Raw genomic sequence first — 22277 nt, forward strand, 5'->3', positions numbered from 1 at the left:
TTGCAAAATACGTTATTTATTCTGCACGAAATGTTTGGGTCAACAAGGGAAGAGAAAAGTATAAAAAGATGACAATTCCGACTTCATTATAAAAATGTGATTTCGATCCGGCGGAAAGCGGATTTATCGTAAATAATCAATGATAAAGAGCGGTTTAAATAATGTAGAAAGCGGGAATTTGAATATATATGCTCGAATTATCCATGTCTCTTCCGATTAAAGTGCAAAATGGTGGGCTATTTATTTCCCGGGGCGTGGGCAGTCATCCTGCGCGACGATTGCAATCCTGGGAAATTATCTTTGTTGAAAAAGGGACATTAACAATTCGCGAAGGTCAGACAGTTTTTTGCGTGAATGCCGGAGAAAGTTTGCTGCTGTGGCCGCAGCGCTTGCATATTGGCGTTGGGCAATTTCCGGCTGATTTGAAATTTTACTGGTTGCACTTTGAGGTGACAGCAGAAAATGAAGCATCAATAGCAGGATCGTTACTTGCTATACCTCAGCATACCCAGGTGGGCGAGCCCCAATATATTATTTCGCTGTTTCGCCAGTTCTTACGCGAGCAGGAAAATATTCATCGCAGCATGGCGCTGGAACTGATCCTGCTGCTAATTTTGCAGCAAATTTCTGCGGCTGCCAGCGAGCACCTCGCCGAAAGCCCCGGTAATGCGCTAGCCTGGAAAGCGCAGCAAATCATTCACACCCGGTTCCACCTGCCGATTAGTGCTTCAACTCTGGCGAAAGAGCTGCATTGCAATGCGGACTATCTGGGGCGTGTTTTCCGTGGGGCTTTCCGGCTGACGCTAACCGAAGCGTTGCACCGTCAGCGGGTAAGGGCGGCAGAAAAACTGTTAATCAGCGATTCGCTGTCGCTAACCGAAGTGGCGATGAAATGTGGATTTAATGATGTGGGGTATTTTCGCAAAATATTCCACAAGCACACCAGCCTGACGCCCGCGGCGTGGAAACGGCGCTATTGCAAAGAACATATCAATAGCGCCTGACCCGTTATTGTCCGTAATACGCATTTGCCCCGTGTTTGCGCAGATAATGTTTATCCAGCAACTCAGACTGCATATCCGGCAATTGCGGGGCTAACTGGCGAGAGAACAGCCCCATGTAGGCGCACTCTTCGAGCACCACAGCGTTATGCACCGCGTCTGCGGCGTCTTTACCCCAGGCGAACGGTCCGTGGGAGTGCACCAATACCGCTGGAACCTGCAGCGGATTGAGATCGCGCTGCTCGAAGGTCTGAATGATCACCTCTCCGGTTTGATATTCATATTCGCCGTTGATCTCTTCAGCGGTCATCAGACGCGTACACGGAATAGAACCATAGAAATAATCGGCATGCGTGGTGCCCCATGCCGGGAGATCCAGACCCGCCTGCGACCAGATCGTCGCGTGGCGAGAATGGGTATGGACGATCCCGCCGATCTGTGGATAACGACGATACAGTGCCAGATGGGTTGGTGTGTCGGACGACGGTTTTTTGTTGCCTTCCACTACGTTGCCGCTGGCAATATCCACTACCACCATGTCGTCGGCGGTCATCACCTCATATTCCACGCCGGATGGCTTAATCACCATCAGTTTACGTGTTTCATCCACTGCGCTGACGTTGCCCCAGGTAAAGGTGACTAAGCCATGAGCCGGGAGCTCCAGGTTTGCCGCCAGCACCTCGGCTTTCAGTTGTTCTAACATGGAAATCCTCCTTCCTGCATGCGTGCTTCTATCCAGCGCCGTGCCTGGATAATTTCCAGTACCGGCTCTTTCGCTTTTTCAGTCCACATTTCAATCAGAAACGACCCGCGATAGTTCAGCTGATGCAGCGTTTTGAAGATGCCAACAAAGTCCACGCACCCTTCGCCAAACGGCACATCGCGAAACTGGCCCGGATGAGTTTCGGTTACCGGCAGCGTGTCTTTCAGGTGGATAGCAGCGATGCGGTCAATGCCGAGCGTCAATTCGGCAGTGACGTCATTCCCCCAGGCGCTGAGGTTGCCCACGTCCGGATAAACGGTGAACCACGGCGATGACAGCATTTCATCCCACTTTTTCCACTTGCTGATCGAGTTCATAAATGCGGTATCCATGATTTCTACCGCCAGCATCACCTGCGCGGCAGCGGCTTGCTCGACTGCCCATGCCAGTCCTTCGGCAAAGCGCTGCTGCGTTCCTGCGTCATGTTCTTCGTAATAGACGTCGTAGCCTGCCAGTTGAATAGTGCGGATACCCAGATCGCGCGCCAGACGAATGGCTTTGGTCATTATTTCTCGCGCCCGCTCACGCACGGCTTCATCGCGGCTGCCAAAGGGAAAACGACGGTGGGCGGACAAGCACATTGATGGGATCGCCACGCCGGTTTCCAGCATCGCGCTCACCAGCGATGCGCGCTGAGCCGGACTCCAGTCGAGACGCGACAGACGTTCATCGGTTTCATCCACCGACATCTCGACGAAATCAAAACCGCAGCTTTTTGCCAGCACCAGCCGTTCCGGCCAGGAGAGGTCTTTCGCCAGCGCTTTTTCATAGATACCTAATGGATGATTACGCATGCTGTGTTCCCCAGATGGCGTCGATTTGCGCATGGAATTCGCCAGCAACCTGCGCTGGGTTTTGCGCTCCCGCCAGCGCGCGCCCGGCAATAAAAGCTTTGACGTTAATATCGCGAAACAACGACAGATCGGCGGGCGTGATCCCACCGGTAATCGACAGTTCCAGACCAATATCAGAAAGCGCCTTCATACGCGCCAGGTCTGCTTCTCCCCACTGTTGTCCGCTGGCCTGAGCATCGCGGCCACGATGGTAAATCGCCTGGCGAACGCCAACGCGATACCAGTCGCGGGCATCATCCAGCGTCCAGTTGCCGAACAGCTCCATCTGAATTTCGCCGCCGCAGGACTGCGCGATGCCATGACCTTTCTCTACCGTCGCCAGCGGCGCAGCACAGATAATGGTCATCCAGTTGGCACCTGCTCCAAAGGCTTGCTGCGCGAGGGTTTCGCCCGCATCGGCCACTTTCCAGTCGGCGACGATGATTTTATTCGGGCACTGGGCACGCAGTGCTTTCACGGCGCTCAGCCCTTCGGTTAAGCAGAGAATCGTCCCCGCTTCAACGATATCGACGTTCTCTTGTAGCAGCGCGACGTCGCGTTGTGCGGCTTCAAGGCTGGTGTGGTCGAGCGCCAGTTGCAGTAATGGTCGACTCATCATTCGTGCTCCTTAATGCGGGCGTGGTAGCCCTGTAGTGCGGTAATTAAATCCAGGTATTGGCGGTATTTACGCTGGTAGCTCGCCTGCGCGGCGGCGTCCGGCAATAGCGTGCGTACCGGGTGCTGTAGGCTGCGCTGGGCGTCGCTGAAGTTGGAATAAACGCCGGTGCCGACGCGGGCGGCAAGCGCAGCGCCAAAGCAACCGGTCTCTTCAATCTGTGGCAATTCGATACGTAAACCGCTGACGTCTGCCAGCATTTGCATCCAGATGTCGGAGTGCGCCGGACCGCCGGTGACGCGCAGGGTATGCGCCTTCGTAAAACGTTCGCGCATGCGGTTGAGGTGGGTCATGTGGCTAAAAACCACGCCTTCGTAGATGGCCTGTAATAAGTGGGCGCGAGTGTGTATTGCCTGCATGCCATAAAAGCCGCTGGTCATCTCCAGCCCGGCGTTGCTGCCGTACAAAAAGGGCAGGAAGAAAAGCTCGCTACTGGCTTTCGGTAAGCTGGCGACGGCCTGATTGATCTCAGCAAAAGAGAGTTCGCCCCACTGGGCGGTAAACCATTCCAGATTGCCGGAAGAGGTCGGGCTGGCTTCGTGAACGATGTACTGCCCGTCGTTGACATAGCGCCCATAAACATAGGGATGGGCCTCGTGGTCGCGCAGACCGTGAGCGATCCCGCTGGTGACGGCCCAGGTACCCATCACCGCGTTGAGGGTGTATTCATCTTCGATACCGGCGCAGAGTGCGGTGGAAACCACATCAAACAGTCCGCCGACGACGGGCGTGCCCGCCGCCAGACCGGTTATGGCGGCTGTCTGAGCGGTGATTTCCCCGCATATTTCTGCTGAGCCGACAATCGGCGGTAGCGCATTGTCGATCTCACTGATGCCCAGCCACTGGGTCAGGCGCGAGTCGTACTGACCCGAAGTCATGTTGTAGAGGTTCGACTCGGAGATATTGCTCTCTTCACAGCCTTTGACGCCGGTTAAGCACCAGCGCAGATAGTCATGGCCCATCATGACGCAGCCAATTTGCGCGTAACGGTGAGGTTGATTCTCTTTCACCCAGCGCAGCAATGATGCCGGATGCCCGGTCCACAATGTCTGGCGGGTGACCGGGTAGAGCTGCTCAGGGATCCCATCCTGCTGCCAGCGCTGAACGATATCCATCGCCCGGCGGTCGGAAGAGAGGATGGCATTGCCCAGCGGTTTATCCTGCTTATCGAGAAGGAACAGGCCTTTGCCCTGAGCGGAAATACCGACGCCTTTGATTTGATCGCCGCAGACGCCGGTGCGCGCTAACAGCCCGGCGATCGTGGCTACACACTGTTGCCACAACTGGTGCATATCGCGTTCGGCGTAACCGGGCAATGGCGATGCGGTCTGCAACGATTGCCGGTTAATGCCATGTTCATGACCTTTGGCGTCATACAACCCGGCTTTCAGATACGTACCGCCACAATCAATACCCAGCCAGAAGGTCTCTTTCTCACTCATCTTGTTATCTCATTTTTGCCGGATGGCGCTGCGCTTATCCGGCCTACGACGGTTGCTACCTGTAGGCCCGGTAAGCGCAGCGCCACCGGGCATTGTTTTACGCTGTACGTTTATGTGGATTCAGTGTCTTTAGCGGAGCGGCACCGGCGTCGCATTTGGCTGGCAGCAGCAGTGCCATCAGCGCGGCCAGAGCCAGTGAGATAGCCAGGCAGTAAACCCCCGCATCTTTGCTATACAGGGTGATGAGTACGCCGACCGCATAAGGACCGCAGAAGCCGCCGAGGTTGCCCAGCGCGTTGATGACTCCACGCGCGCCACCGGCCATTTCCGCACTGAACAAACGCGCCGGAATGGTCCAGAACACGCCCGCTGCCGATTGCAGGAAGAAGCCGCAGCCGACCAGCGCGGCATAAGCCAGCCAGACGTTATTTTTCAGCGCCACGGAAAGGAACATGCACAGGGCAAAGCCAATCAACGGCAGGCAGACGAACAGCTTGCGTTTGCCGGTGCGGTCAGAGAGAGAAGAGAACAGGAACATCCCGGCAATGGCCCCGACGTACGGCAGAATGGCGAGCATACCGACCTGTCCCATACTGCTGTGCGTCAACTCTTTGAGGATGGTCGGCAGCCACAGGGTGTAACCGTAAATCCCGGTCTGATAGAAGAAGTTCAGCGCGATGAGCTGCCACATGGTTTTATCGGAAAGCACCGCGCCCAGAGAGGCATTTTTGACTTCCGTTCCGGCAATGGCTTTTTGCTCGGCGGCCAGCGTTTCGACCAGGTAATTTTTCTCGGCCTCAGAGATCCAGCGCGCCTCCTGCGGACGGTCGTAAACGGTATAGGCCCACAACACCAGTACAACGACGGAAAGCAAACCTTCAATGATGAACAGCCAGCGCCAGTCGAGAACGGTGATAATCCAGCCCGAGAGCGGGGCGGTAATGATCCCGGCAATCGGCACAAACATAATCACAATCGCATTGGCGCGACCACGCTCGGCGTCGGGGAACCAGTTACTGATCATCGTCAGCACCACCGGCAGCATGCCGCCTTCGGCAACGCCGAGTAAAAAGCGCAGAACCAGCAGTTGGTACTGATTAGTGATTAACCCCGTGAGGACGGAAATAACCGCCCAGGCAACCAGCGACCAGCCGATAAATTTCTTGCCGCTGCCGTGAACGGCAATTTTTCCGCCGGGAACCTGTAAAAACAGATAACCGATAAAGAAAATACCGCCAGCCAGTCCTGCCATGGTGGCGGAAATACCTAATTCCTCATCCATTCCGCCCGGCATCGCGAAAGCGATATTGACGCGGTCCATATAAGAAATAATACAGGCGATGAGAATAGGTGGAATAATCCGCAGCCAGCGCTGACGGGGTATATCTTTGAGTGTAGGGCGAGAGGTCATGTTCATATTAATATTCTCGTAGAGTAGTATTTTATTTTTATAGTTTTGCTTTATTTAATGCGGCGATACCGTCGCGCAATATTGCTACGCGATGGTTCACATCTGCATTGGCATTTATTTCCAGCAATTTAATACCGGCAAATTGCAATGGTTCGGCTTCTGCGCAGGCGAATAGTTCGCGGGCATGGTCGGTGGTCATCAGGCTTTGTGGGCAGAATGGGGCAAACGGCGCGTGTAAGTCCTGCCATTCGCCGTATTCCCCCGCAAGCGTGGTACCGGAGAACATCAGCGCGCCCAGTTTTCCAGCCCGTTTGGCCTGCTGCGTGTGGGCCAGCGCCAGGGCGGGATTCTGCCCTTCAATGGTCGATCGCGCCCAGTTAATGCACACGCTGATGTCATACCCGGCAATGACCTCCAGCACATTGTCTAACGGCAGAAAGCCTTTGCGCGGCGCAATGCCGGTCATGGCGTCGCAATGTTCCAGCACCAGATCGCAGGACCAGTCCCAGGAGGTAATTTCTTTCAGCGAACGGGCAAACGCGTCGGTGGCCTGTGCAACATTTGGGTTGCTGGCATTGGGGGCGGCATGCAGTTCCAACGCAATCACTTTTCCGGCGTGTGCCGTATTGATATGGTTGATTTTCTGCTGCAGATGACGGTAATACGCCACGCAGGCTTTACGCTGTTCTTCGTCGCTGGAGGCCAGCCCAAAAGCGCGGTTTGCGCCGCGACGGCGCATGGTTTCCATAATGGCGGTGACTACGATTTGCCAGTCGCCCGGCGTATGACGTAATAACCATTCGTCGCCTAACGGGTGAAGATGTTCAAGGCAGGGCTGCTCCAGACCGAGAATATCCGGAGTATCGGCGAGCTGTCGCCAGAATTCCTTCTCTTCCTCTTCACTCTTTTGGTGAAATGAGGGTGCACAGGGGTACGCACCGATAATATAACCGGCATTATTAACGCTCATGTTGTGCTCCTTTTATAAAACTGAAATAGCAACCTTCACAACTATTTTGCGGATCGGCGTGGCGACAGTTTTATGACATGCAGGGCGATGAACATCCTGCGGGAAAAATATGGCGTAGCTTCCCGGAATCATTTCAATGAAAGATTCATGTTCGCTGGCGTGATAAAAAATAATATCGCGCTGTTCTAATAATGATTCGCTGATTTGGTTATTCCCGGTATCAATCGCGATCCCGATTTTCTCTTCGCCCCAGGCCAGAAATTGAATATCCAGGTAGCGGCGATGCACCTCCGGGCGATTTTCGGCAACGTCACGCGTGGTTAAATCGATAACCTGCGCGAAGATATTTTTACCGTCGATTTCTACCACGCCCGGTTCCAGATTGCGGAAGTCTGTGCTGCGCAGAAAGTCGAGTGCCCTTTCAATCGCCGCGGGTAAACGACATGGGTTAGGCTGAGCGATATGTCCAAAGATCATACTCTGACTCCTTACAACGCCTGAATTTTTGCCCAGACGCTGTCGTCAACGGTGATACCGTTGCGGCGGTTTTCTTCCAGCAGCTTTGTAAACTCGTGGCCCGGCAGGCGGACAGGTGTGTTTTCATCGGCGCGTTCGGCGGAGGTGATGAAATCCATAATCCGCTGTAGCTTGGCATCACGGGTGGCGCCATCGATCAGCTTGTCTACTTCAATGGCGATGAAAATCTGTGAAACGCCATATTCATCGCTGTTGTCCTGGGTGACCTCGGCCACGGAAGAACCGTCTGAAAGCAGGGTGGCGATCATATCCAGCACAATCGACAGACCTGAACCTTTCCAGTAACCCATTGGTAAAATGCGGCGGTTTTTTTCGATAACGCCCGGCTCTTTAGTGAGATTGCCTTCATCATCAAAGCCACCATCTACCGGCAGTTCGCGACCGGCCAGGCGATTCACTTCCAGCATGCCGTAGGAGAACATCGACATCGACATATCAACCATGGTGATTGGCGATGAGGGGATGGCGACGATCAACGGGTTAGTACCAATGCGACACTCTTTCGAACCCCACGGCGGCATGACGGCAATCGAGTTGGTCCAGCAGATACCAATGTAGCCTTTCTCCGCTGCTTGCCAGCCATAGCTGCCGCCGCGCATCCAGTGGTTGGCGTTACGCAGTGCGACCAGGCCAATACCGTGATCGGAGGCCAGCTCAATGGCTCTGTCCATCATCTTTTTCGCCGTTAGATTCCCGATCGAACGCTGGGCATCCCATTGTTCAATCGCTCCCAGGCTAGTAATGCGTTGCGGTTTGGCCTCAGGAATGATGTCGCCGTTATCTAATTGCTGAATAAAACGAGGAAAACGATTCACGCCGTGCGAATACACGCCGGACTCGGTGGTGCGCGCAAACATTTCGGCACAGGCATCGGCGGTTTCAACGGCGATACCGCGTGCCAGTAGTACCCGATTGAACGCATCTTTCAACTGCTCAAAAGTGACTTTCATTCCTGTTTCCTTGTTTAAATTTGATCGCTTTTTTATCTCTAAATTTCACTATGCGAAATCTGATTTCAAATATAGCGATCAAATTTTGACAGATCAACGGGGTGGTCTATTTTTTAAAATCATCAAAATCAAATAGTTGTGTTTTTTCGGTTCAGATCGTGAACTGAAACACACTTTGCGCTACCATCAGAGCGCGACGAAAAGGGGAGCGGAAGCGATGGGCACAAAAGAGAGTGAAATGACGCAAGACAAAGAGAGGCCGGCCGGAAGTCAGAGCCTGTTCCGTGGTTTGATGTTGATTGAGATTCTGAGCAACTATCCGAATGGTTGCCCGTTGGCGCATTTGTCTGAACTGGCAGGGCTGAACAAAAGTACTGTGCATCGACTGCTGCAAGGGCTGCAATCCTGTGGGTATGTCACCCCCGCGCCAGCGGCAGGGAGTTATCGCCTGACCACCAAATTTATTGCCGTGGGTCAGAAGGCGTTGTCGTCACTGAACATCATCCATGTTGCTGCGCCGCACCTCGAAGCGCTGAATATCGCCACCGGTGAAACCATCAACTTCTCAAGCCGTGAAGATGACCACGCGATTCTGATTTATAAGCTGGAACCGACGACGGGCATGCTGCGTACCCGCGCTTATATCGGTCAGCATATGCCGCTGTATTGCTCGGCGATGGGTAAAATTTACATGGCGTTTGGGCATGCGGATTATGTGGAAGCCTACTGGGAGAGCCATCAGGATCTTATTCAGCCCCTGACCCGCAATACCATTACCGGTTTACCGGCGATGTACGACGAATTGGCGCAGATCCGCGAAAGCAGTATGGCGATGGATCGGGAAGAGAACGAACTGGGCGTTTCCTGTATTGCCGTGCCGGTGTTTGATATTCATGGTCGGGTGCCGTACGCGGTGTCAATTTCACTCTCTACCTCGCGACTTAAGCAGATAGGGGAAAAAAATCTACTCAAGCCACTACGGGAAACCGCGCAGGCGATTTCAAATGAGCTGGGTTTTACCGTTCGCGATTAGGCAGAGATCCATAGTTATTCAGGCACCTGACAATATTTAACCGTTTCCCCTGTCCGATCAAAGCGACAAGGGCGACCTCTCTGGCACTCTGTGGTTTTCACGCAGAGGGAGGGGACAATGAACGCGTTTATTATGGCGGATGCGGCAAAATGTATTGGGTGTCGTACCTGCGAAGTTGCCTGCGTCGTCGCGCACCAGCAAAACCAGGACTGTGTGTCGGTCTCTTCTTCTGCGTTTATACCGCGGATTCGGGTAATCAAAGATGACGCCTTTACAACGGCGGTCGCCTGCCATCAATGCGAAGACGCTCCCTGTGCGAATGTTTGCCCAACGCACGCCATTCGTCGTGAACATGGGCATATCTTCGTTGAACAGACACGTTGTATTGGTTGTAAAAGCTGTATGCTGGCCTGCCCGTTTGGGGCAATGAATGTCGTTGCCCGTTCGTCGCGGGTGCAGGCGATAAAATGCGATTTGTGCTGGCATCGTGAGACGGGGCCAGCGTGTGTAGAAGCCTGCCCGACCAGCGCGTTGCAGTGTATTGATGCCGTCAGTATTCAGCGACAGCGTCTGCGTTCACAACCGTTGTGAAGTGAGCCCGACCCGCACTTGGGTCGGGTTTGCGTTAGCCTTCCAGCCAGGCGAGTTCGATCTCTTCAGCCAGAATCTTCACACCAGCTTCGATTTTCTCTGGTTCTGGCACGTAGTTCATCCGCATGCACTGATGGGTATGCGGCCAGGGTTTATCCAGCCCCGGGAAGAAGTAGTCACCGGGAACCATCAGTACGCCACGCGCTTTCAGGCGCTGATACAGCAGTTCAGTCGTGATGGGCAAATCTTTGAACCACAGCCAAAGAAAAATCGCGCCCTCTGGTTTATGGATAAGGCAGCGATCTTCTGACAAGTAGCGGCGAATAATCGCAATCGTCTCCTGAACGCGCTGATAGTAAAACGGTTTAATTACCGTTTCGGACAGGCGCAGTAGATCGTTACGTTTAATCATCTCGCACATCATCGCCGGTCCCATCCCGCCAGGAGCAAGGCTGATGATGCCGTTCATATTGGTAATCGCAGTGATGATTTTTTCATTGGCGATAATGATGCCGCAGCGGGAACCTGGCAGACCCAGTTTGGAAAGGCTCATGCACAGCACAATGTTGGGGTTCCACAGCGGACGCGCTTCGCTAAAGATGATGCCAGGGAATGGTACGCCATAGGCGTTATCAATCACCAGCGGGATCCCATGCTGGTTGGCCAGCCGGTCCAGCTTCATCAGCTCGTCGTCTGTGATCACATTGCCTGTCGGGTTAGTCGGGCGTGACACGCAGATCATCCCCGTCTCTTCACCGATGTGCAGGTGTTCAAAATCAACGTGATACTTAAACTGGCCTTCCGGTAACAGTTCGATGTTCGGACGTGCGGAGACGAAAAGATCTTCTTCTAGCCCGGAATCGGCATAGCCAATGTATTCCGGGGCTAATGGGAATAACACTTTTTGCGTTGTTCCGTCAGCGCGGCGTCCGGCGAACAGATTGAATAAGTAGAAAAACGCGCTCTGACTGCCATTTGTCAGTGCAATATTTTGTGGCTCGATATCCCAACCCTGCTTCTCACGTAGCAGTTTCGCCAGCTCAGACAGGAGCTCGGTTTTCCCTTGCGGACCGTCATAATTGCAAAGCGCATCAGTGGCTTTGCCGTTTGCCAGCATATCTGTCAGCAGAGACTGGAAGTAATTTTGCATCTCTGGAATTTGCGCCGGATTACCACCGCCGAGCATGATGGCGCCTGGGGTGCGTAAACCGTCGTTGAGGTCCTCCATCAGGCGGGTGATGCCTGAATGGCGGGTAAATTTGTCGCCAAAAAGTGAGAATGTCATAGCAGGGGGTCTGTCGAACTGAGTAGTAAAGTGGCTAACCATAGCGCTACCCATGGCAGGGTGCAAATCAGGGGAAGCGGACCGGATTGATGTTTTGTGCTGCAGATGTTTGCCTTGCTGGTTTTTTATTTTGTGTTGGGCTTCCCGCCGTATGCACAGCGGGAAGCCTGTTGGGATCAGGGCTGGCCGGCCCACACCACCATCACCTTATCGTCGTCATGCTCGCGGATAAATCCGTATCCCTGCTTCAGGGTAAGCGTAGTCTGTTTACCGGCGCCGATGGCGGGATGTCTGGCTCGGAACTGACTGATGCGCTGCCAGTGTGCGACGCTGGCAGCAGATTTCCCGCTCACATCCTGCCAGTTCATTTCTGAGCGCGTGCCCTGCAATGGGTCTGAACCTGTTGGTCCAAAGGGTCGGGCCGACTCGTCGCCGTAAAAGAGTTGTACCGCGCCAGGCGCCAGCAGCAATAGCTCGGCGGCTTTGTCTCCACCTTCGCGAAACAGACGCGTATCGTGTGAGGAGAGATAGCTCAGGACGTTGAAATCCTGCAGTTTTTCAGCCATTTGTTGCCAGGTGACATCCATATTTGCCAGACAATCGACGGCCTTTGCCGCCTGCTCCTGATAGTCGAAATTGATCATCGCATCAAAGCCGTGTCGGTAATAGTCGCTTTGCATCACGCCGTGACCCCAGGCCTCGCCGGTCATCCAGAAAGGTTTATCATCCAGCGCTTTATCCGGGTTGGCTTTCTTCCATTCAGCCAGCGCTGCGCTGGCCTGTGTTTTTAATTGCTGCCAGGCGGGAAGCTCGACGTGTTTGGCGGTATCAACCCGAAATCCGTCAATCCCGTAATCACGCACCCACTGGCTGAGCCAGTGCGTCAGATAATCGCGGGGCGTGTAACCGGCAATAGCTTTAGCGTGCGTATCTGGTTTGTGCTGATAAAAGTTTGGCAGCCCGGAAGGTGTGGTGGATTCGGTTTTCAGATCGGGCAGGAAGGCCAGTGACATGGTCAGGTCGTCAAAGCCAGGATTGTCGTAATCGCCAATATCGGTACGGATCCAGTTTTTCCCCCACCATTTTTCCCAACCTGTTTTATCGCTGAAGTTGATGTAATCATTAAAGCTGTGCCAGCTTTGCCCGGCGGCTGGCTTCCAGTCCGTCCAGCGTTCACCGAGCGTGTTTTTCAGTTCATCGCCCGACAAGTACAGCGCCCCAAACTGATACTCCTGCATATCCGCCAGCGTGGCGTAGCCGGTATGATTCATGACGACATCGAACAGGATACGAATGCCGCGCTGGTGCGCACCGTCAACCAGGGCACGCAGGTCAGCTTCATTACCCATATTCGCATCGAGCGTGGTCCAGTCCTGAGTGTAATAGCCGTGATAAGCGTAGTGGGGGAAATCGCCTTTGGTGCCACCGCCGACCCAACCGTGAATTTGCTCAAACGGTGCGCTGATCCACAAGGCGTTGACGCCCAACTGTTGCAGGTAGTCGAGTTTACTGGTGAGTCCGCGCAAATCGCCACCGTGGAAAGTGCCAATTTCATGCATGCCGTCGTTGCGACGTCCGTAGCTGTGGTCGTTGCCTGGGTCACCATTTACAAAGCGATCCGTCAGAACGAAATACACCGTAGCGTTATGCCAGTCGAAAGCAGCCGGGGCATCGGTTTCTGCCCGTTCCAGCAGCAACAGCCCGTTACTGGCTGCGGCAGGCTGTAGGGTAATCGACCCATTCTTTACGGTTGCCGTTTGTTTGCTGTAGTAATCGCGCACCACGGCACCTTCCGGAAAGATCTGGCTCACATCCAGTGTTAACGGCGAACCATCCCATTTCGGGCACTGGCGAATCTGGGTCGTGACAGGGTCTGCGGCGCTTTTTACCGAAAGCATCAACGTTGGCGTTCCGGAGCGGGTATCGACTTCCAGCGTGTAATCGCCGTCTTTGAATAAACGCCACTGCGGCGGTGCGCCTTCACACGGTTTTAGCGATAGCATCTGGTTGAGTTTTATCGCATCAGCAGGCTGCCAGCACTGTTGGTCAAAATTCAGGATTAAAGGACGAGTACCCTTCGTCAACGCTGCATGGCTGACGAATTTACCCGTACCTTCCGCTTCGAAGTTGGGGAGTCCCTGAGAAGTCCATGATGAGGCGATGGCAATGCCGGGCATGAGCGCCAGCGCAACGGCGGCAAGTTTCATAATGCTGTCCTTGGTGCTGCTGTTTTCGCCAGTTTGCCAGTGAAATCAGGCTGGAAACTCATCCTTTGAGTCGATTCCGCCAGGAGGAGAAGTGAGGGTGAGCGATCGCGTTCAAAAAATGAACTAATTTTGCGATAACCTCCACATTTTCTTCGAATTAATGGCACCCTGAACTGTTAATGCGTGACATAGTTTCAGAATTGGACTATTCCTTTGGGTGCTCTTGACGGCTATTTTTGATATGATTTGAGATTCATCTCTCATTTTTGTGAAAAATATAAGGTGTTGGAATGTATAAATCCGACCAGGAGACCTAATGATATTGACTCCCATTCGACGATATGGGGCAATGATTCTTATGTTACTCACCGTTGCATTTTCGGGTGAGGTGCTGGCAAAGACACACACGGCGACAACGAGTCACAAGCCCCAGATAACCAAGGCAAGTAATAAACAGGTTAGCAGTAAACAAGAGTATTCTCGCAATAGTGCAAAGAGTAGTTCACTTCCTGATTTGCGAAAATACCCTTCCGGAACACCAAGGAAAAAAGCGTTTCTCCGGACGGTTATGCCTTATATTACCAGTCAAAATGCTGCCATTACTGCGGACCGTAACTGGCTGATTTCAAAACAGTACCAGAACCGCTGGTCACCGACTGAGCGTACGCGTATGAAAGACATCGCGAAGCGCTACAAGGTGAGCTGGTCTGGCAACACGCGTAAAATTCCGTGGAATACGCTGCTTGAGCGCGTAGACATTATCCCGACGAGCATGGTGGCAACCATGGCTGCGGCCGAAAGCGGCTGGGGTACGTCGAAGCTGGCGCGTAGCAACAACAACCTGTTTGGCATGAAATGTGGCAAAGGTCGTTGTAACAATGCCCCTGGTAAGGTGAAAGGCTACTCACAGTTTGAATCGGTGAAAGAGTCGGTGAATGCTTACGTCATCAACCTGAACACGCACCCGGCTTACTCTTCTTTCCGTAAATCACGTGCGCAGCTGCGTAAAGCCGATCAGGAAGTCACCGCTACCGCGATGATCCATAAGCTGAAGGGTTATTCCACTAAAGGACAGAGCTACAACAACTATCTGTTCGCAATGTATCAGGATAACCAGCGTTTAATCGCCGCGCATATGTAATTCTGTGTGCCGGATGGCGGCTTCGCCGTATCCGGCAATAATCCTCACAGCAACACTTCGCTGTTCACATCGCGATACTCTTTTGGCGTCGTGTCGTACTCTTTCTTGAAGACCGAATAGAAATACTGCAGAGACGGATAGCCACACATCTGTGAAATTTCGTTGATTGAAAGCGTGGTAGAAATCAACAGACTGCGCGCTTTTTCCAGCTTTTCGGCATGAATCACGGCGTGAATAGTCTCTCCGACCTCTTCTTTAAAACGCTTCTCCAGATTTGAACGTGAAATCCCTACTGAATCAAGAACTTGCTCAACCTTAATCCCTTTGCAGGCATGATTGCGGATAAAGTGCATCGCCTGAATGACGGCAGGATCGGTCAAGGAGCGGTAATCGGTTGAGCGCCGCTCAACCACGCGCACCGGAGGAACCAGAATGCGTTGCAGCGGCAGCGCCTCATTCGCCAGCAAGCGGTGCAGAAGTTTTGCGGCCTGGTAGCCCATCTGCCGGGCTCCCTGAGCCACGGATGACAGCGCTACCCGTGACAAGTAACGGGTCAGTTCTTCGTTATCTATTCCTATCACGCATAGCTTTTCCGGTACCGGGATATGTAGGTGCTCGCAGACTTGCAGGACGTGTCGTGCCCGCGCGTCGGTGACTGCGATAATGCCGGTTTGCGGCGGCAACGTTTGTAGCCAGTCTGCCAGACGATTTTGCGCGTGCTGCCAGTTTTCCGGCGCAGTTTCCAGCCCCTGGTAGACGACGCCTCGGTACTTTTCTTTAGCCACCAACTGGCAAAAGGCATATTCACGTTCTGCGGCCCAGCGTTTACCGCTTGAGGAAGGCAGGCCGTAAAACGCAAAACGGTTAACCCCTTTCTCTTTCAGATGCAGAAAAGCGCTTTCTACCAGCGCGTGGTTGTCGGTAGCAATGTAATGTACCGGGGGATAATCTTGCTCCCGATGGTAGGAACCCCCAACGCCGATGATCGGAACATCGACATCGGCAAGTAATTGCGCAATGTCATCATCGTCATAATCGGCAATAACGCCATCGCCTAACCAGTCTTTAATATTATCGATACGGGCGCGGAAATCTTCCTCAATGAATATATCCCACTCGGATTGCGATGCCTGTAAATATTCACCCACTCCTTCTACCACCTGACGGTCATAGGCTTTATTGGCATTGAATAACAGAGTGATGCGGTGACGTTTATCAAACATAAGAACCTGTCCTGGAAAGGTTAACGTGGGCCTGTCGATACTAGCAAAACCGCCGGTACGACTGCTTGATGAAGCGTGACAAATTTCCTGATTGCCTGAGGCCAGGCAAAATTTACATACTGTCAGCGGGATGACAATTGTCATTTTTCATCTGCGCATTACGGTTTTTTGTTTAATGGCTAACCTTCGATCGCGATCGCTTTTTTATTTCGTTTTTCAGCGCGTTTTTTTGGGAGCCAGCGCACGTTTGGGTATTCTCTTAATAGCGGTGTGAAATAACGTAATTGAGCAATAAATCAGGAAATTCCAGTATAGCCATATCGCAGTTTACTTACCGTATTACCTGATTATGGAGCTTATTATGCCGGCTTATTTTGACCAACTCGATCGTGTTCGTTTTGAAGGTACTCAATCCACCAACCCGCTCGCATTTCGCCATTACAATCCTGACGAAATCGTGTTGGGCAAACGTATGGAAGATCATCTGCGTTTTGCTGCCTGCTACTGGCATACCTTCTGCTGGAACGGTGCGGATATGTTCGGTATGGGCGCTTTCGATCGTCCGTGGCAGCAGCCTGGTGAAGCACTGGCGCTGGCGAAACGCAAAGCGGACGTGGCATTTGAGTTCTTCCACAAGCTGAACGTGCCTTACTACTGCTTCCATGATGTGGATGTCTCGCCTGAAGGGGCTTCACTGAAAGAGTACAAAAACAACTTTGCGCAGATGGTTGATGTGCTGGCGGCAAAACAGGAACAGAGCGGCGTGAAGCTGCTGTGGGGAACAGCAAACTGCTTTACCAACCCACGCTACGGCGCGGGTGCGGCAACAAACCCGGATCCAGAAGTGTTCAGCTGGGCCGCCACGCAGGTGGTTACGGCCATGGATGCCACGCACAAGTTAGGTGGTGAAAACTACGTTCTGTGGGGTGGTCGTGAAGGCTATGAGACGCTGCTGAATACCGATCTGCGTCAGGAACGTGAGCAAATTGGTCGCTTCATGCAACTGGTGGTGGAACACAAACACAAAACCGGTTTCCAGGGCACTTTGCTTATCGAGCCGAAACCGCAGGAACCGACCAAGCACCAGTACGACTACGATGCGGCGACCGTCTACGGCTTCCTCAAGCAGTTCGGTCTGGAAAAAGAGATCAAACTGAATATCGAAGCTAACCATGCCACGCTGGCGGGCCACTCGTTCCATCACGAAATCGCCACCGCTATCGCGCTGGGTCTGTTTGGCTCTGTCGATGCCAACCGTGGTGACGCGCAGCTGGGCTGGGACACGGATCAGTTCCCGAACAGCGTAGAAGAGAACGCGCTGGTGATGTACGAAATCCTGAAGGCGGGCGGCTTCACCACCGGTGGCCTGAACTTCGATGCCAAAGTGCGTCGTCAGAGTACCGATAAATATGATCTGTTCTATGGTCATATTGGCGCGATGGATACCATGGCACTGTCGTTGAAAATTGCGGCCCGTATGATTGAAGACGGTGGTCTGGATCAGCGCGTGGCAAAACGTTATGCCGGTTGGAATGGTGAGCTGGGCCAGCAAATTCTGAAAGGGCAGATGACGCTGACGGAAATTGCGCAGTACGCTGAACAACATAACCTGGCGCCGGTGCACCAGAGCGGTCATCAGGAATTGCTGGAAAATCTGGTGAACCATTATTTGTTCGACAAATAACGGGTTTCTGAGAACGTCCGTAAGCCCGGTCAGCTCGCGCTACCGGGCCTTTCTTTAAGGAACGATGCCTTATGTATATCGGGATAGATCTTGGCACATCAGGCGTAAAGGCCATCCTGCTCAACGAGCAGGGGGATGTGGTCGCTTCGCACACGGAGAAACTCACCGTCTCGCGCCCGCATCCGTTATGGTCTGAACAAGACCCTGAGCAGTGGTGGTCGGCAACGGATCGGGCTGTGAAAGCATTGGGTCAGCAGCATTCGCTTCGCGAGGTGAAAGCGTTGGGGATTGCCGGGCAGATGCACGGCGCGACGCTACTGGATGAGCAACAGAAGGTATTGCGTCCGGCTATTCTGTGGAACGATGGTCGCTGTGGTGAAGAGTGCGTGATGCTGGAGAATCAGGTTCCGCAGTCTCGTGCGATCACCGGCAACCTGATGATGCCTGGCTTTACCGCGCCAAAACTGCTGTGGGTGCAACGCCACGAGCCGGAGATTTTCAAACAGATTGATAAAGTTCTGCTGCCGAAAGATTACCTGCGTTTGCGCATGACCGGTGATTTTGCCAGCGATATGTCTGATGCGGCAGGGACAATGTGGCTGGATGTCGCGAAGCGTGACTGGAGCGATGTCATGCTGGCTGCCTGTAAACTGACTCGCGCACATATGCCTGTGCTCTATGAAGGCAGCGAGATTACCGGAACCTTGTTGCCAGACGTCGCTAAAGCCTGGGGAATGCAGGAGATTGCGGTTGTTGCCGGAGGTGGTGATAACGCGGCGGGAGCGGTTGGCGTAGGCATGATGAATGCCGGTCAGGCGATGCTTTCGCTGGGGACATCCGGTGTCTATTTTGCGGTGAGTGATGGTTTCCTTAGCAAACCGGAAAGTGCGGTTCACAGTTTTTGCCATGCTTTGCCTGAGCGATGGCATCTGATGTCTGTGATGTTAAGTGCGGCATCGTGTCTGGACTGGGCGGCAAAATTAACCGGACTGGCGAGCGTTCCTGCATTGATTGACGCTGCGCAACAGGCTGATGAACTCGCGGAGCCGGTCTGGTTTTTACCTTATCTTTCCGGTGAACGTACGCCGCATAACAATCCGCAGGCCAAGGGCGTATTTTTCGGTCTGACGCATCAGCATGGTCCGGCAGAACTGGCGCAGGCGGTGCTGGAAGGTGTGGGGTTTGCGCTGGCTGACGGTATGGACGTGGTACATGCCTGCGGCGTGCAGCCCGCCAGCATTACGTTGATTGGCGGCGGGGCGCGCAGTGAATACTGGCGTCAGATGCTATCTGACATCAGCGGATTGCAGCTGGATTATCGTACCGGCGGTGATGTCGGCCCTGCACTTGGTGCGGCGCGACTGGCGCAAATTGCCATGAATCCGCAGCGGCCTTTATCAGACCTTCTGCCTCAGCTTACGCTGGAACAAGCGCATTATCCTGACGCCGGGCGCCACGCGCTTTACCAACAACGTCGGGAAACCTTCCGCCGAATCTACCAGCAGTTGCAACCGCTGATGTCCTGATCCTCGTTCCCCTCTGGTAAACAGAGGGGATTTATCAAATGTATATTTCAATCCAATAAATAGTTAGTACGCATGGATTTATTCTGAAAGTCCGGCGTAGTGCCATTTTTCTGTGTTGTCTTTAGCGGGTTATTCATATTGTATCCATGATGGATAAGGAGATCCCAATGAAGACGACAAGGCTGTTGCCATGGATATTATTCCTGTCTGGCGCACTGATTTACGTTATTGGCTTATGGCAGGCATGCCCGTTATTGAGCGGCAAAGGCTATTTTCTGGGCGTGCTGATGACGGGAATGTTTGTGACATATGTTTATCAGCGTGCAGTGAATCTCAATCAGAGCGACGAACGCTTCGCCTCTGTATGTCAAATGGTCACACTCATCACGATAGGGTTGCTGCTGGTGGGCGTCTGGAACGCCCCGTTATCGCCCCTCGAAAAAGGGCTGTATCCGGTGGCATTCATCATATGTTTACTGGGGCAAGTTTTGTTGCTACGTCTGCAAAATATGGGGGGTTAACTCACCAGCCTGCGCGTATCGATGCGCTGCAACAGTATGGACAACAGTAAACTGCCTGCCAGCGTGGCGCTGAAAATCCACAGCATATCCAGCGGTGGCCAGTTTTTGAGTTCAATTCCGTTGGTTCGTAGTGCGTGAATGATCAGCGCATGAAAACCATAAATGCCCAATGAATGGCGAGAAATAAGGCCCAGTAGCGGCAGAGTACGTGTGCTGAGCGTATTTTTGACCAGCGTCAGGAGTGAGACGGCGCAAATAAATACCGCAGGGCCGCAGTAGAGATACCAGGTGTCGGCAAAATTGCCTCGCCAGCGCAGTTCATGCAATGTGCCACGAGAAATAATAAATACTGCGGTAATGAATAACGCCGCACAGAGCCAACTGAGCGCGCGCTTTTGCGTATCCATCATGCCAATCGCCCGGCCCAGCATGCCGTACAGGATGTAATAGAAGGTGTCGCCGCTGATGTACAGGTTAATGGGTAGCCATTCAAAACCGCCAATTTTTTGCGAGACGGTATTGGGATTGGCAATCACGCCTATCACCACCATCAACGCCAGCAGCATCTTGCCGCTGATATTTTTCACCTGTATCAGCGGAGAAACCAGGTAGATGACGGCGATCGCGAAGAAAAACCACAGATGATAGAACACCGGCTTTTGCAGCAGGTTCTTCAGCGACAGCTCAGCGTTGATCGAGGTAAACAGCAGGATATAGGCCAGCGCCACGCTGCTGTAAAACAAAATGCAGAGCGCGATGCGCAGGAAATGGCGCGGTTTGGCGCTACGCTCACCGAAAAACAGATAGCCCGAAATCATAAAGAACAGCGGGACGCTGACGCGAGAGGCTGAATTGAGCACGTTAGCCAGATCCCAATTCAACGGGCTGACGCTTTGCGCATTGGTGATGTACCAGGTCGTGGTGTGGATCATCACGACCATTAAACAGGCTATCCCGCGCAGGTTATCAATCCAGAAAATTTTGGGCTGCATCAGTTCCTCTGTGTCCATTAAAAAAAGTCTGACCGATATTTTGCGAACGTAGCTCACTGGAATAATCCGAGTTCTTACGCTAAAGCTTGAGATGGTCTGATGAGATTCTCAAAATAGGATCTGTTTCCAGACACTAATAATAAGACTGACCAGCAAACCAGGCGGTAATAAAATGATGATGAAGTATTTCTTTCCCGCAATCGCTACCCTTTTGCTGGTAGCGTGCGCTGACACACAACCGTCTGCACCCGCGCAGAAAGCGCAAAAGGTTAAGGTCAGTGCCACACGTTCGCTGGATATGGAGTCATTGTGCAAAAATGAGGCGGCGCAACGCTACAACACTGGCGCGCAGAAAATTGATATCTCCGGCCTGGAGCAATTCCAGGGCAGCTATGAGATGCGTGGTTCTACCTTCCGTAAAGAGAGTTTTGTCTGTTCTTTTGATGCAGACGGGCAGTTTTTGCACCTTTCCATGCGCTAAGTTCCCCCTTTTTCCCGTTTCGTACTGTATATCTTGCAGCCAGCGGGTATACTGATCGCTTCCTTTAAATCCACACGTATCCAGCACGAAATAATATGCAAAAGTTTGATACCAGGACCTTCCAGGGCTTGATCCTGACCTTACAGGATTACTGGGCTCGCCAGGGCTGCACCATTGTTCAACCATTGGACATGGAAGTCGGCGCGGGAACATCTCACCCAATGACCTGCCTGCGTGCGCTGGGGCCGGAACCGATGGCGACTGCTTATGTGCAGCCTTCCCGTCGTCCGACCGATGGCCGCTATGGCGAAAACCCGAACCGCTTACAGCACTACTATCAGTTCCAGGTAGTGATTAAGCCGTCACCGGACAACATTCAGGAGCTGTACCTGGGTTCTCTGAAAGAGCTGGGTATGGACCCGACCATTCACGATATCCGTTTCGTGGAAGATAACTGGGAAAACCCGACGCTGGGTGCCTGGGGCCTGGGTTGGGAAGTGTGGCTGAACGGCATGGAAGTGACTCAGTTCACCTACTTCCAGCAGGTTGGTGGTCTGGAATGTAAACCAGTAACCGGGGAAATTACCTACGGTCTGGAACGTCTGGCCATGTACATTCAGGGCGTAGACAGCGTTTACGACCTGGTCTGGAGCGACGGCCCGCTGGGTAAAACCACTTACGGTGACGTGTTCCATCAGAACGAAGTGGAGCAATCCACCTACAACTTCGAATACGCCGATGTGGACTTCCTGTTCACTTGCTTCGAGCAGTACGAGAAAGAAGCGCAGCAGCTGCTGGCGCTGGAAAATCCGCTGCCGCTGCCTGCGTATGAACGTATTCTGAAAGCCGCCCATAGCTTCAACCTGCTGGATGCGCGTAAAGCCATTTCCGTCACCGAGCGTCAGCGCTATATCCTGCGCATTCGCACCCTGACCAAAGCAGTGGCAGAAGCTTACTACGCTTCCCGTGAAGCCCTTGGCTTCCCGATGTGCAACAAAGACAAATAAGAG

The 22277-nt window shown here is 53.1% G+C and carries 21 protein-coding genes; 9 read left to right on the forward strand and 12 right to left on the reverse strand.

What is annotated here, in order from left to right:
* Positions 1–188 precede the first annotated feature (188 nt).
* Positions 189–1004: a helix-turn-helix domain-containing protein gene (locus tag SK39_RS12465; RefSeq protein ID WP_048217057.1), complete on the forward strand. Its 816-nt coding sequence runs from the start codon at positions 189–191 to the stop codon at positions 1002–1004.
* A gap of 4 nt (positions 1005–1008) precedes the next feature.
* Here SK39_RS12465 and araD read toward each other — a convergent pair whose 3' ends face one another.
* From araD to yiaK, 8 genes are all read right to left on the reverse strand, one after another.
* The gene (gene araD / locus SK39_RS12470; protein ID WP_046671011.1) at positions 1009–1704 is read right to left on the reverse strand and encodes an L-ribulose-5-phosphate 4-epimerase; all 696 of its coding nucleotides are present in this window, start codon (positions 1702–1704) and stop codon (positions 1009–1011) included.
* Positions 1698–2558, reverse strand: a complete 861-nt coding sequence (locus tag SK39_RS12475) for an L-ribulose-5-phosphate 3-epimerase (RefSeq protein WP_046671010.1) — start codon at positions 2556–2558, stop codon at positions 1698–1700. The genes araD and SK39_RS12475 overlap by 7 nt, the downstream gene beginning before the upstream one ends.
* Positions 2551–3213 carry a 3-keto-L-gulonate-6-phosphate decarboxylase UlaD gene (gene ulaD, locus SK39_RS12480; protein WP_003837682.1) on the reverse strand — a complete coding sequence of 221 codons (663 nt, stop codon included), beginning with the start codon at positions 3211–3213 and terminating at the stop codon, positions 2551–2553. The genes SK39_RS12475 and ulaD overlap by 8 nt, the downstream gene beginning before the upstream one ends.
* Positions 3213–4715 (reverse strand): FGGY-family carbohydrate kinase, encoded by a 1503-nt coding sequence (locus tag SK39_RS12485; RefSeq protein ID WP_046671009.1) that lies wholly within the window; start codon positions 4713–4715, stop codon positions 3213–3215. Before SK39_RS12485 ends, ulaD begins: the two co-directional genes overlap by 1 nt.
* A 97-nt stretch (positions 4716–4812) precedes the next feature.
* Positions 4813–6132 carry an MFS transporter gene (locus SK39_RS12490; RefSeq protein ID WP_003837687.1) on the reverse strand — a complete coding sequence of 440 codons (1320 nt, stop codon included), beginning with the start codon at positions 6130–6132 and terminating at the stop codon, positions 4813–4815.
* 31 nt (positions 6133–6163) lie between these two features.
* Positions 6164–7096, reverse strand: coding sequence for a DUF4862 family protein (locus tag SK39_RS12495; protein WP_048217058.1), 933 nt, complete (start codon positions 7094–7096; stop codon positions 6164–6166).
* A 12-nt stretch (positions 7097–7108) separates the two neighbouring features.
* Positions 7109–7573 (reverse strand): YhcH/YjgK/YiaL family protein, encoded by a 465-nt coding sequence (locus tag SK39_RS12500; protein WP_003024232.1) that lies wholly within the window; start codon positions 7571–7573, stop codon positions 7109–7111.
* 11 nt (positions 7574–7584) lie between these two features.
* Entirely contained in the window at positions 7585–8583 is a 999-nt protein-coding gene (gene yiaK, locus SK39_RS12505) for a 3-dehydro-L-gulonate 2-dehydrogenase (RefSeq protein ID WP_003024235.1), read from the reverse strand.
* 217 nt (positions 8584–8800) lie between these two features.
* Here yiaK and yiaJ point away from each other — a divergent pair, with 217 nt between their 5' ends.
* Together yiaJ and SK39_RS12515 are read left to right on the forward strand one after the other, a co-directional pair.
* The gene (yiaJ, locus tag SK39_RS12510) at positions 8801–9616 is read left to right on the forward strand and encodes an IclR family transcriptional regulator YiaJ (protein ID WP_003024237.1); all 816 of its coding nucleotides are present in this window, start codon (positions 8801–8803) and stop codon (positions 9614–9616) included.
* 117 nt (positions 9617–9733) lie between these two features.
* Complete coding sequence (locus SK39_RS12515) at positions 9734–10207, forward strand: 4Fe-4S dicluster domain-containing protein (protein ID WP_048217059.1); 474 nt, start codon at positions 9734–9736, stop codon at positions 10205–10207.
* 34 nt (positions 10208–10241) lie between these two features.
* Here the strand turns inward: SK39_RS12515 and avtA are convergent, their stop codons facing one another.
* Entirely contained in the window at positions 10242–11492 is a 1251-nt protein-coding gene (gene avtA / locus SK39_RS12520) for a valine--pyruvate transaminase (RefSeq protein ID WP_048217060.1), read from the reverse strand.
* Between the two features lie 176 nt (positions 11493–11668).
* Positions 11669–13699 carry an alpha-amylase gene (gene malS, locus SK39_RS12525; protein WP_048217061.1) on the reverse strand — a complete coding sequence of 677 codons (2031 nt, stop codon included), beginning with the start codon at positions 13697–13699 and terminating at the stop codon, positions 11669–11671.
* Positions 13700–14015: 316 nt separating this feature from the next.
* On the opposite strand from malS, the gene SK39_RS12530 reads away from it, so the two are divergent.
* Complete coding sequence (locus SK39_RS12530; protein ID WP_003024247.1) at positions 14016–14840, forward strand: protein bax; 825 nt, start codon at positions 14016–14018, stop codon at positions 14838–14840.
* Between the two features lie 44 nt (positions 14841–14884).
* On the opposite strand, the gene xylR is transcribed toward SK39_RS12530, so the two are convergent.
* A complete protein-coding gene (xylR, locus tag SK39_RS12535) occupies positions 14885–16063 on the reverse strand; it encodes a D-xylose utilization transcriptional activator XylR (RefSeq protein ID WP_003024250.1) in 1179 nt (392 codons plus the stop codon).
* 361 nt (positions 16064–16424) lie between these two features.
* On the opposite strand from xylR, the gene xylA reads away from it, so the two are divergent.
* From xylA to yiaB, 3 genes are all read left to right on the forward strand, one after another.
* Complete coding sequence (gene xylA / locus SK39_RS12540) at positions 16425–17747, forward strand: xylose isomerase (RefSeq protein WP_003024252.1); 1323 nt, start codon at positions 16425–16427, stop codon at positions 17745–17747.
* 71 nt (positions 17748–17818) lie between these two features.
* On the forward strand, positions 17819–19273 hold the full coding sequence (xylB, locus tag SK39_RS12545) for a xylulokinase (RefSeq protein ID WP_048217062.1): 1455 nt from the start codon (positions 17819–17821) through the stop codon (positions 19271–19273).
* Between the two features lie 167 nt (positions 19274–19440).
* Positions 19441–19794 (forward strand): inner membrane protein YiaB, encoded by a 354-nt coding sequence (gene yiaB / locus SK39_RS12550; RefSeq protein WP_003844581.1) that lies wholly within the window; start codon positions 19441–19443, stop codon positions 19792–19794.
* Here yiaB and SK39_RS12555 read toward each other — a convergent pair.
* Positions 19791–20786 carry an acyltransferase gene (locus tag SK39_RS12555; RefSeq protein WP_003837703.1) on the reverse strand — a complete coding sequence of 332 codons (996 nt, stop codon included), beginning with the start codon at positions 20784–20786 and terminating at the stop codon, positions 19791–19793. The genes yiaB and SK39_RS12555 overlap by 4 nt on opposite strands.
* A 172-nt stretch (positions 20787–20958) precedes the next feature.
* Here SK39_RS12555 and SK39_RS12560 point away from each other — a divergent pair, with 172 nt between their 5' ends.
* A complete protein-coding gene (locus SK39_RS12560) occupies positions 20959–21267 on the forward strand; it encodes a YsaB family lipoprotein (protein ID WP_032937205.1) in 309 nt (102 codons plus the stop codon).
* 95 nt (positions 21268–21362) lie between these two features.
* The gene (gene glyQ, locus SK39_RS12565) at positions 21363–22274 is read left to right on the forward strand and encodes a glycine--tRNA ligase subunit alpha (protein WP_001168551.1); all 912 of its coding nucleotides are present in this window, start codon (positions 21363–21365) and stop codon (positions 22272–22274) included.
* The last annotated feature ends 3 nt before the right edge of the window (positions 22275–22277 follow it).

The organism is Citrobacter sp. BIDMC107 (assembly GCF_001037575.1).
Taxonomy (GTDB): domain Bacteria; phylum Pseudomonadota; class Gammaproteobacteria; order Enterobacterales; family Enterobacteriaceae; genus Citrobacter; species Citrobacter freundii.

Bases quoted from the DNA above. Each gene is read 5' to 3' on its own strand.
- SK39_RS12465 (WP_048217057.1), top strand. From the start codon at position 189: ATGCTCGAATTATCCATGTCTCTTCCGATTAAAGTGCAAAATGGTGGG.
- araD (WP_046671011.1), bottom strand. From the start codon at position 1,704: ATGTTAGAACAACTGAAAGCCGAGGTGCTGGCGGCAAACCTGGAGCTC.
- SK39_RS12475 (WP_046671010.1), bottom strand. From the start codon at position 2,558: ATGCGTAATCATCCATTAGGTATCTATGAAAAAGCGCTGGCGAAAGAC.
- ulaD (WP_003837682.1), bottom strand. From the start codon at position 3,213: ATGAGTCGACCATTACTGCAACTGGCGCTCGACCACACCAGCCTTGAA.
- SK39_RS12485 (WP_046671009.1), bottom strand. From the start codon at position 4,715: ATGAGTGAGAAAGAGACCTTCTGGCTGGGTATTGATTGTGGCGGTACG.
- SK39_RS12490 (WP_003837687.1), bottom strand. From the start codon at position 6,132: ATGAACATGACCTCTCGCCCTACACTCAAAGATATACCCCGTCAGCGC.
- SK39_RS12495 (WP_048217058.1), bottom strand. From the start codon at position 7,096: ATGAGCGTTAATAATGCCGGTTATATTATCGGTGCGTACCCCTGTGCA.
- SK39_RS12500 (WP_003024232.1), bottom strand. From the start codon at position 7,573: ATGATCTTTGGACATATCGCTCAGCCTAACCCATGTCGTTTACCCGCG.
- yiaK (WP_003024235.1), bottom strand. From the start codon at position 8,583: ATGAAAGTCACTTTTGAGCAGTTGAAAGATGCGTTCAATCGGGTACTA.
- yiaJ (WP_003024237.1), top strand. From the start codon at position 8,801: ATGGGCACAAAAGAGAGTGAAATGACGCAAGACAAAGAGAGGCCGGCC.
- SK39_RS12515 (WP_048217059.1), top strand. From the start codon at position 9,734: ATGAACGCGTTTATTATGGCGGATGCGGCAAAATGTATTGGGTGTCGT.
- avtA (WP_048217060.1), bottom strand. From the start codon at position 11,492: ATGACATTCTCACTTTTTGGCGACAAATTTACCCGCCATTCAGGCATC.
- malS (WP_048217061.1), bottom strand. From the start codon at position 13,699: ATGAAACTTGCCGCCGTTGCGCTGGCGCTCATGCCCGGCATTGCCATC.
- SK39_RS12530 (WP_003024247.1), top strand. From the start codon at position 14,016: ATGATATTGACTCCCATTCGACGATATGGGGCAATGATTCTTATGTTA.
- xylR (WP_003024250.1), bottom strand. From the start codon at position 16,063: ATGTTTGATAAACGTCACCGCATCACTCTGTTATTCAATGCCAATAAA.
- xylA (WP_003024252.1), top strand. From the start codon at position 16,425: ATGCCGGCTTATTTTGACCAACTCGATCGTGTTCGTTTTGAAGGTACT.
- xylB (WP_048217062.1), top strand. From the start codon at position 17,819: ATGTATATCGGGATAGATCTTGGCACATCAGGCGTAAAGGCCATCCTG.
- yiaB (WP_003844581.1), top strand. From the start codon at position 19,441: ATGAAGACGACAAGGCTGTTGCCATGGATATTATTCCTGTCTGGCGCA.
- SK39_RS12555 (WP_003837703.1), bottom strand. From the start codon at position 20,786: ATGCAGCCCAAAATTTTCTGGATTGATAACCTGCGCGGGATAGCCTGT.
- SK39_RS12560 (WP_032937205.1), top strand. From the start codon at position 20,959: ATGATGATGAAGTATTTCTTTCCCGCAATCGCTACCCTTTTGCTGGTA.
- glyQ (WP_001168551.1), top strand. From the start codon at position 21,363: ATGCAAAAGTTTGATACCAGGACCTTCCAGGGCTTGATCCTGACCTTA.